This is a genomic window from Rhizobacter sp. P1_G5, assembly GCF_056405435.1.
Window position 1 is genome coordinate 1 of record NZ_JBFUCB010000212.1, and the last position, 9,112, is coordinate 9,112.

9 protein-coding genes and 1 pseudogene are annotated in these 9,112 nt (G+C 68.4%); 8 read left to right on the plus strand and 2 right to left on the minus strand.

Annotation, left to right across the window (positions count from 1 at the left end; translation table 11 throughout):
• Positions 1–167 precede the first annotated feature (167 nt).
• Complete coding sequence (locus AC1D12_RS16030) at positions 168–935, plus strand: SGNH/GDSL hydrolase family protein (RefSeq protein WP_477841463.1); 768 nt, start codon at positions 168–170, stop codon at positions 933–935.
• On the plus strand, positions 932–1,777 hold the full coding sequence (locus AC1D12_RS16035; protein ID WP_047500330.1) for an SDR family oxidoreductase: 846 nt from the start codon (positions 932–934) through the stop codon (positions 1,775–1,777). Before AC1D12_RS16030 ends, AC1D12_RS16035 begins: the two co-directional genes overlap by 4 nt.
• On the opposite strand, the gene AC1D12_RS16040 is transcribed toward AC1D12_RS16035, so the two are convergent.
• Positions 1,778–2,689: a delta(1)-pyrroline-2-carboxylate reductase family protein gene (locus tag AC1D12_RS16040; RefSeq protein WP_477841466.1), complete on the minus strand. Its 912-nt coding sequence runs from the start codon at positions 2,687–2,689 to the stop codon at positions 1,778–1,780.
• 4 nt (positions 2,690–2,693) lie between these two features.
• The gene (locus AC1D12_RS16045) at positions 2,694–3,116 is read right to left on the minus strand and encodes an acyl-CoA thioesterase (RefSeq protein WP_047500334.1); all 423 of its coding nucleotides are present in this window, start codon (positions 3,114–3,116) and stop codon (positions 2,694–2,696) included.
• Between the two features lie 43 nt (positions 3,117–3,159).
• Here AC1D12_RS16045 and AC1D12_RS16050 point away from each other — a divergent pair, with 43 nt between their 5' ends.
• The 6 genes and pseudogenes from AC1D12_RS16050 to AC1D12_RS16075 form a co-directional block, all read left to right on the plus strand.
• Entirely contained in the window at positions 3,160–4,992 is a 1,833-nt protein-coding gene (locus AC1D12_RS16050) for an ABCB family ABC transporter ATP-binding protein/permease (protein WP_477841468.1), read from the plus strand.
• Between the two features lie 147 nt (positions 4,993–5,139).
• Positions 5,140–5,646: a hypothetical protein gene (locus AC1D12_RS16055; RefSeq protein ID WP_477829121.1), complete on the plus strand. Its 507-nt coding sequence runs from the start codon at positions 5,140–5,142 to the stop codon at positions 5,644–5,646.
• A gap of 34 nt (positions 5,647–5,680) precedes the next feature.
• Entirely contained in the window at positions 5,681–6,601 is a 921-nt protein-coding gene (locus AC1D12_RS16060; RefSeq protein ID WP_477841470.1) for a LysR substrate-binding domain-containing protein, read from the plus strand.
• Between the two features lie 306 nt (positions 6,602–6,907).
• Positions 6,908–7,810, plus strand: a complete 903-nt coding sequence (locus AC1D12_RS16065) for an amino acid ABC transporter substrate-binding protein (RefSeq protein WP_477828837.1) — start codon at positions 6,908–6,910, stop codon at positions 7,808–7,810.
• A 126-nt stretch (positions 7,811–7,936) separates the two neighbouring features.
• Entirely contained in the window at positions 7,937–8,839 is a 903-nt protein-coding gene (locus AC1D12_RS16070) for a transporter substrate-binding domain-containing protein (protein ID WP_477841472.1), read from the plus strand.
• 161 nt (positions 8,840–9,000) lie between these two features.
• Positions 9,001–9,112 (plus strand): annotated as a pseudogene (locus AC1D12_RS16075) (amino acid ABC transporter permease); the annotation flags it as partial.

Here is a 9,112-nt window from a genome sequence, read left to right on the forward strand (position 1 = left end):
AAGCTGCTGCGCCGCGCCGGCAGCGAGGCCACGCTGCAGGCCATCCAGGCCGAGGCGGCGATCTTCGCCGAGCGCCTCACCAGCCCCGAGGCGCGCGAGGCCTTCAGCGCGTTCTTCCAGAAGCGCAAGCCCGACTTCTCGCAGTTCAGCTGACCCCGGCCCGACCGATGCTTTCCGCGGCGAAGGTGCTGCTGTCGCCGCTGCTGATGTGGCAGGGCTTCCGCGTGCGCCGCCTCGCGCTGCGCCTGCCCGAGGCCGAAGGTTCGCGCGAAGGCGTGGCCGGCACCGGCCGCGTGCGCCTGCGCGTGCTGATCGTCGGCGATTCGTCGGCGGCCGGCGTCGGTGCGCCCACGCAGGCCCAGGCGCTGGCCGGTAGGCTCAGCGAGGCCTTGTCGCAGCGGCTCGGCGGCGCGGTCGTGTGGCAGCTGGTCGCGCACACCGGCGACACCACGCGCGACGCGTTGATCGCACTGGAGAGCGCCCCGCTGCACCCGGCCGACGTGATGGTCACCGCGCTCGGCGTCAACGACGTGATCTCGCAGGTGCCGGTGCGGCGCTGGCTGGCCCAGCTCGACGAGCTCGACCGCGTGGCCGTCCAGCGCGCCGGCGTGCGCCACATCGTGCACAGCGGCGTGCCGCCGATCCACTCGTTCCCGCTGCTGCCGAACCCGCTGCGCTGGGTGCTCGGGCGCGACGCGCGGCGCTTCAACCGGGCGCTGGCCGCGTGGATCAAGCGCTGGCCGGAGCGCTGGTGGCTGCCGGTGCCGTTCGAGAACGAGCGGGTGTCCGACAGCATCCTGATGGCCGAAGACGGCTTCCATCCCGGCCCGGCGGTGTATGCGCTGTGGGCCGAGCAACTGGCCGGCATGATCGCGACCGAGCTCGCGCCGCGCCTGCCTGCCACCACCCCCACGCGGAGACACCCCCTGCCATGAGCACCGAGCGCCAGACCCTGAAGGGCAAGACCTTGTTCATCACCGGCGCGTCGCGCGGCATCGGCCTCGCGATCGCGAAGCGTGCCGCGGCCGACGGCGCGCGCATCGTGATCGCCGCCAAGACGACCGAGAGCAATCCGAAGCTGCCGGGCACGATCCATTCGGCGGCGGCCGAGATCGAGGCCGCCGGCGGGCAGGCGCTGCCGGTGCAGACCGACATCCGCGACGAGGCGAGCGTGCTGGCGGCCGTCGAGCAGGCGGTGGCGCGCTTCGGCGGCATCGACATCCTCGTCAACAACGCGAGCGCGATCAGCCTGACGCCGACGACCGCGACGCCGATGAAGCGCTTCGACCTGATGTTCGGTGTCAACGTGCGCGGCACCTACCTGGTCACGCAGGCCTGCCTGCCGCACCTGGCGAAGGCCGCGCAGGCCGGGCGCAATCCGCACGTGCTGAACATGTCGCCGCCGCTGTCGATGCGCGAGCGCTGGTTCAGCCCGCACGTCGCCTACACGATGGCCAAGTACGGCATGAGCGAATGCACTCTGGGGCATGCGGGCGAATTCCGGCCGCTGGGCATCGGCGTCAACAGCCTGTGGCCGCGCACCGCGATCGCGACGGCCGCGCTGCAGATGATCCCGGGCGTCGACATCGCGCGCTGCCGCACGCCGCAGATCCTGGCCGATGCGGCGTACCTGGTGCTGACCAGCGACGCGCGGCAGACGACGGGGAATTTCTTCATCGACGACGAGTTGCTGGCGCGGCATGGGGTGACCGACCTCGAGCAGTACAGCGTGACGCCGGGGACGACCGAGTTCGTGCCGGACTTCTTCGTGGACTGATCAGCAGGCGCTCAGCCGATCCCAGGCCATCCGCGCCGCGGCGAGGTCCCACGCCGCGCTGCCGACGCTCTTGAACACGACCGGCCGCTCGCCCGCGCCGGTGAGCTCGGCGGCCTGAGCCAGCCCGCGCACCGTCGACCAGTCGACGCCGGCCTGGATCAGGTCGCCAGCCTCTTCCTTCGCGCCGTCCAGGTCGTCGACGATCAGCGCGGCCCGCCGCACCAGCGCAGCCGGCAGCTCGCACATCGCCGGCGTGAACGCGCCGACCGCGAACACGCGCACGCCCGGGCGCAGCGCATCGGGAATCACCGGCGAGCGGCTCGTCGTCGCGGTGACGATCAAGCTGCAGCGGCCGATCTCGGCGCCGATGTCGTCGATCGGATGCGCCTTGACACCGTGCGCCGCCAGCGTCGCCACCAGGCCGTCGGCCGCTGCGCGCGAACGCGCCGCGATGCCGATCCACGCCGGCGCCAGCACCGCCGCGAAGGCCTGTGCATGTGCCAGCGCCTGCGCGCCGGCACCGACGATCAGCAGGCGCTCGCCCGCCGGCACCTGCAACCCCAATGCCGCCGCCAGCGACACCGCCGCGGTGCGCCGTGCGGTCAGCGTGACACCGTCGAACATCGCCAGCCGCTCGCCGGTCGCGCGGTCCATCAGCAGCACCTCGCCCTGCACGCGCTCGCGCCCGAGCGCCGGGTTGCCGTGGTTCACCGTCACCAGCTTGACGCTGGCGTAGTGCGCGTCGCTGGCCGGCATCAGCAGCAGCCTGTCGTCGCCCGACAGCGCGAAGCTGCTGCGCAGCGGCGCCTGCAGCCGGCCTTCAGCGCGCTCGACGGCTGCGCGCATGACCGCATCGGCCAGCGGCCGCCACGGCAGCAGCGCGGCAGTCTGCTCCGCGTCGATCAGGCGCACCGGCTCAGTCCCGTGGAATGACCCGCGGCTGCCCGTCGCGGTCGATCGCGACATAGGTCAGGTTCGCCTCGGTGACCTTCACCACCTTCAGGTCGGCCGGGTTGCGCTCGGCGTACACCTCGACGTGCACCGTGATCGACGTGCGCCCGATCCGCTCGACCCGGGCGTAGAAGCTCAGCAGGTCGCCGATCGACACCGCCTGCTTGAACACGAACTCGTTGACGGCGACCGTCACGACGCGGCCCTTCGCGATGCGCGCCGGCAGCACCGAGCCGGCGAGGTCGACCTGGGCCATGATCCAGCCGCCGAAGATGTCGCCGTTGCTGTTCGAGTCGGCCGGCATCGGCATCACGCGCAGCACCAGATCGAGGTCTTTCGGCAACGTGACCGCCAACGCGGGGTCGTGCTGCGGCTGGCTTGTATTCATACTCGGCGCCTTCACCTGGGTTCAACCCCTCGATTCTTCCACGATGCGATCCCTCTCGACCCCCTTGCCACCCCCCGATGCCGTGACGCCTGCCGCAGCGCGCTCCGATGCGGCCACCTTGCGCAAGCTGCTGCCCTACCTGTGGCGCTACCGCTGGCGCGTGTCGATCGCGCTCGGCTTCATGGTGGCGGCCAAGCTGGCCAACGTCGGCGTGCCGCTGCTGCTGAAGCAGCTGGTCGACAGCCTGTCGATCAAGCCGGGCGACATCCAGGCGGTGCTGGTCGTGCCGATCGGGCTGCTGGCGGCCTACGGGCTGCTGCGGCTGTCGACCTCGCTGTTCACCGAGCTGCGCGAGCTGATCTTCGCGAAGGCCACCGAGGGCACGGCGCGCAGCATCTCGCTCAACGTGTTCCGCCACCTGCATGCGCTGAGCCTGCGCTTCCACCTCGAGCGCCAGACCGGCGGCATGACGCGCGACATCGAGCGCGGCACGCGCGCGGTGCATTCGCTGATCTCGTACTCGCTCTACAGCATCGTGCCCACGCTGGTCGAGATGGTGCTCGTGCTGACGCTGCTGGCGGTCAAGTTCGACGCCTGGTTCGCGTGGATCACGCTGGCGGCGCTGGTGGTGTACATCAGCTTCACGGTCGTCTTCACGAACTGGCGCACGCAGTTCCGCAAGCAGATGAACGAGCTCGATTCCACCGCGCATTCGCGCGCGATCGACTCGCTGCTGAACTACGAGACCGTCAAGTACTTCAACAACGAGGATTTCGAGGCCCGCCGCTACGACGAGAGCCTGGAGCGGCTGCGCCGCGTCGCGCTGAAGTCGCAGGCCACGCTGTCGATGCTGAACACCGGCCAGCAGCTGATCATCGCGGCCGGCCTGGTCGCGATGCTGTGGCGCGCGACGCAGGGCGTGGTGGCCGGCCACATGACGCTCGGCGACCTGGTGATGATCAACGCCTTCATGATCCAGCTCTACATCCCGCTGAACTTCCTCGGCGTGATCTACCGCGAGATCAAGCAGAGCCTGACCGACCTCGACAAGATGTTCGCGCTGCTCGAGCGCGAGCGCGAGATCGCCGACACGCCGGGCGCGCTGCCGCTGCAGGTGACGCATGGGCAGCTGCGCTTCGACCACGTCGATTTCTCGTACGAGCCGGACCGGCAGATCCTGCACGACGTGAGCTTCGAGATCCCGGCCGGCAAGACGGTGGCGGTGGTGGGCCCGTCGGGCTCGGGCAAGAGCACGCTCGCGCGGCTGCTGTACCGCTTCTACGACGTGCAGGCCGGCGTGATCACGATCGACGGCCAGGACCTGCGCTCCGTCACACAGGGCAGCGTGCGCCAGAACATCGGCATCGTCCCGCAGGACACGGTGCTGTTCAACGACASCGTSGMMTACAACATCGCCTACGGCCGGCCCGGCACCGGTGCCGCCGAGGTCGAGGCGGCGGCGAAGGCGGCCCGCATCCACGATTTCATCGTCTCGACGCCCAAGGGCTACGAGACGACGGTCGGCGAGCGCGGGCTGAAGCTGAGCGGCGGCGAGAAGCAGCGCGTCGCGATCGCGCGCACGCTGCTGAAGGACCCGCCGATCATGATCTTCGACGAGGCCACCTCGGCGCTCGACTCGGCCAACGAGCGCGCGATCCAGGCCGAGCTGCAGGGCGTCGCGCGCAACAAGACGGCGCTCGTCATCGCGCACCGGCTGTCCACCGTCGTCGATGCGCACCAGATCCTGGTGATGGAGCAGGGCCGCATCGTCGAACGCGGCACGCATGCGCAATTGTTGGCACTCGACGGCCGTTACGCCGACATGTGGCGGCTGCAGCAGAGCGCCGCATCCGACGAGCTGTCCGCCGTCATGTAGGAAGGCTCCGAAGAATCCGACCCGGTTCGTGAAAAACGAGCGTGAACTCTCAGTCAATTGTGAACAATCGTTACGGAGCTGACGAGCACACATCTTGTTGCACTTCTAGAGTCGCGTTCACCGATTCACCCACAGAGGACGGATGCGATGACTGCTCACAAGACTTTTTCCCGTGCGGTTCTGTTTTCCTTGCTGGCGGTCGCCGGCGCGATCTCGACGCCTGCCAAGGCGGCGCCTGATGCGGTGGCCCATGCCACCTTGCGCCTGCCCGACGCCAAGGTCGTCTGGATCGACAACGAGAGCTTTGCCTTCGACACCTGCTCGGCCGCCGGCAGCGAGCACGTGGCCGCGGTGATGGGCGCGCTGCGCGAGCGGCTGATGAGCGACCTGGGCCCGATGATGCTGAACAACGGCGTGACGCCGGCGAGCCAGCAGTTCGTCACGCTGACGCCGGTGAATGGCGGGCAGGACTGCAACACGCTGGCCAGCCGCGTGGTGTTCCGCGTGGCCGGCGCCAGCGCCAAGGCGGGCGGCGCCTGGACCGCCGACATCGTCGCGCAGACCGCCGGGCCGACGGCCGATTCACGCCAGGCGTCGACCCAGCTGGTGAACGACCTGGTGCACGAACTGGACATCACGCTGAGCAAGCGCTGAAGAAGCCCTGAACCGCGGGCCCTAAACTCTTGCCGTGGAAACCAAGTGGCTTGAAGATTTCGTCAGCCTCGCCGAGACGCGGAGCTTTTCGCGTTCGGCGCAGATGCGGCATGTGACGCAGCCGGCGTTCTCGCGCCGCATCCAGGCGCTGGAGGCCTGGGCCGGGCTGGACCTGGTCGACCGCTCGTCGTACCCGACCCGCCTCACGCCGGCCGGCGAGACCTTCCATGCGCAGGCGCTGGACATCCTCGGCGCGCTGCAGACCACGCGCAACATGATGCGCGGCCACCAGGTCGCCGCGCAGGACATGATCGAGTTCGCGGTGCCGCACTCGCTCGCGTTCACCTTCTTCCCGCATTGGGTGATGGACCTGCGCAAGCGCTTCGGGGCCCTGAAGAGCCGCCTGATCGCGCTCAACGTGCACGATGCCGTGATGCAGCTGACCGAGGGCAGCTGCGACCTGCTGATCGCCTACCACCACCCGTCGCAGCCGCTGCAGCTCAGCCCCGAGCGCTACGAGATGCTGAGCCTCGGCCACGAGACGCTGGCCGTGTACGCGAAGGCCGATGCGAAGGGCGAGCCGCTGTTCCGCCTGCCCGGCGCCCCCGGCGAGCGCGTGCCCTTCCTCAGCTACGGCGCGGGGGCCTACCTGGGGCGGCTGGTCGAGCAGATCGTCAAGCTCGCCCCGGCGCCGCTCAACCTCGACCCGATCTACGAGACCGACATGGCCGAGGGCCTGAAGGCGATGGCGCTCGAGGGGCACGGCCTCGCCTTCCTGCCGGTGAGCTCGGTGAAGAAGGAGCTGAAGAGCCGGCGCCTGGTGCGGGCCGCCGCGCCCGGCATGCTCGAGCTGACGATGGAAGTGCGCATCTACCGCGAGCTGCCCGATCTCTCGCGCCAGGGCGGCAAGCCCGGCGCCCGGGCCCTGTGGAACTTCCTCAAGCCGGCGGGCTGAAACACCCCACGCCAGAGGGTTTTCCCTCGCGCGGCATGCATTCGATGCATGGGTTCTCCGCCAATCCGCATTGGCTTTCCGACAGGCAGGCGAATACAGTCCGCGCCCATCGCCACCCGAACGCCAACTTGTCCCCATGTGCCGCCGCCCCGGTGCCCGCGTCATCGATCCCACGCCGTCCTGCAGGCACACTGGCGTCCCGCCGTGTGCCCTGCGCATCGGCCCTTGTGGCATGAAGGTTGCGAGACTCCACCCATGACGTACGTGCACGGCAAGCGCCGGTTTTCCGCTCTCCTGACCGCGTCGATGCTCGTGCTGGCCACGTTCGGCGCATGGGCCGCCGCGCTGCCTGCGCAGGCCGCGCCGGCGACTGCCGCGGTGCCCACCGGTCCGGTGCTCGACCGCATCCGCCAGACCGGCAAGATCCTGATCGCGCACCGCGAATCCTCGGTGCCGTTCTCGTACCTCGATGCCGACAAGAAGCCGATGGGCTATGCGGTCGACCTGTGCCTGAAGCTGGCCGAGGCGGTGCGCAAGCGGCTCGAGATGAAGGCCCTCGCGCCGGAGTTCGTGCTCGTCACCGCCGGCAACCGCATCCAGATGGTCGTCGACGGCAAGGCCGACCTGGAGTGCGGCTCCACCACCAACAACGCCGAGCGTCGCCAGAAGGTGGCCTTCACGATCCCGCACTACATCACCGGCGCGCGCTACATGGTGCTGGCCGACAGCCCGATCGCCGAGCTGCCGATGTTCGAGGGCAAGAAGCTCGTGTCGACCAAGGGCACGACGCCGCTGAAGGAGGTGGACCGCGCGAACCGCGAACGCCTGCTGCGCATCACCATCGTCGAGGCGCCCGAGCATGCCAAGGCCATGCAGATGGTGCTGGCCGGCGAGGTCGACGGCTTCGTGATGGACGACGTGCTGCTCTATGGCCTGATCTCGTCGAGCGCCGAGCCGGGCAAGCTGAAGGTGGTGGGCAAGTTCCTGACCATCGAGCCGCTCGCGATCATGATGCGCAAGGACGACCCCGAGTTCAAGAAGATCTGCGACGAGGAGATGAAGCGCCTGATCCTCAGCCGCGAGGCCTATGCGATCTACGATCACTGGTTCAACAAGCCGATCCCGCCGAAGAACCTGCCGCTGAACCTGCCGATGAACTACCTGCTGCGGGACTTCTGGAAGTACCCGTCGGACCAGGTGCCGGGGTGATGTTCCAGCCGTTGTCGAAAGAAGCATCCGGTCTACGTGGAACTGCGTAGCTCCCGACTCCCTAGAATTTCGTTGTTGTCGTGGGTGGGTACTCGCCCCCCTCTTTTCCACCCTGAAGGAGATCGTATGAAAAAGGCATGGCTGAGCGTTGCCGCCCTGTTGACCGTCGCGGGCGTCGCCCAGGCGCAGCAGAGCGACACGCTGAAGAAGATCAAGGACAGCGGCACCGTCACGATGGGGGTGCGCGAGTCGTCGGGCGCCCTGGCCTACACGCTGGGCGACGGCAAGTACGCCGGCTTCCACTACGACGTCTGCCAGAAGGTGCTGGCCGACATCCAGAAGCAGCTGGGCCTGGCCAAGCTGGACATCAAGTACCAGCCGGTCACCTCGCAGAACCGCATCCCGCTGGTGCAGAACGGCACCGTCGACATCGAGTGCGGCTCGACCACCAACAACGCCACCCGCCAGAAGGACGTCGCCTTCGCCTTCACCACCTACGTGGAAGAAGTGCGCATCGCGGTGAAGGCCAACTCGGGCATCACCGCGATCGGCCAACTGGCCGGCAAGACGGTGGCCACCACCACCGGCACGACCTCGGTGCAGACGCTGCGCAAGCACGAGCGCGCCACCGGCATCGACTTCAAGGAAGTGTTCGGCAAGGACCACGCCGACAGCTTCCTGCTGCTGGAATCGGGCCGCGCCGATGCCTTCGTGATGGACGGCCAGATCCTCGCCGGCAACATCTCGCGCGCGAAGAACCCGGCCGACTTCAAGATCGTCGGCGAAGTGCTGAGCGTCGAGCCGATCGCGATCATGCTGCGCAAGGATGACCCGGCCTTCAAGAAGGCGGTCGACGACAGCATCGTGGCGCAGATCAAGTCGGGCGACCTCGCCAAGACCTACGACAAGTGGTTCAACCAGCCGATCCCGCCGAGCAACACCAAGGTCGGCCTGCCGCTGTCGGACGCCACCAAGGCCGCCTGGGCGGCCCCGAACGACAAGCCGATGGAAGACTACGCCAAGAAGTAAGGCGGGTTCTTGCGATGGACCGGGACTGAGGTAAGCCCTGACGCCACTGGGCGCGACACTTGCTTACAGTCCCCCCAGCGCGGCGCCGGGTGACCCGCGTCGCGCTTTTTCTTGGGGCAGCGCAGTCGTCGTGCGCCCCTCACAAGAATTGGAGCAATGCCTTGGGCAAGTGGGACTGGCAGGTATTCCTGCAAGACACGGGGGGCGGGCAGACCTACCTTCAGTGGATGTTGTCGGCATGGGGGTGGACCTTGTCAGTGGCCTTGCTGGCAC

Bases quoted from the DNA above. Each gene is read 5' to 3' on its own strand.
- AC1D12_RS16055 (WP_477829121.1), top strand. From the start codon at position 5,140: ATGACTGCTCACAAGACTTTTTCCCGTGCGGTTCTGTTTTCCTTGCTG.
- AC1D12_RS16065 (WP_477828837.1), top strand. From the start codon at position 6,908: ATGCTCGTGCTGGCCACGTTCGGCGCATGGGCCGCCGCGCTGCCTGCG.
- AC1D12_RS16035 (WP_047500330.1), top strand. From the start codon at position 932: ATGAGCACCGAGCGCCAGACCCTGAAGGGCAAGACCTTGTTCATCACC.
- AC1D12_RS16070 (WP_477841472.1), top strand. From the start codon at position 7,937: ATGAAAAAGGCATGGCTGAGCGTTGCCGCCCTGTTGACCGTCGCGGGC.
- AC1D12_RS16045 (WP_047500334.1), bottom strand. From the start codon at position 3,116: ATGAATACAAGCCAGCCGCAGCACGACCCCGCGTTGGCGGTCACGTTG.
- AC1D12_RS16030 (WP_477841463.1), top strand. From the start codon at position 168: ATGCTTTCCGCGGCGAAGGTGCTGCTGTCGCCGCTGCTGATGTGGCAG.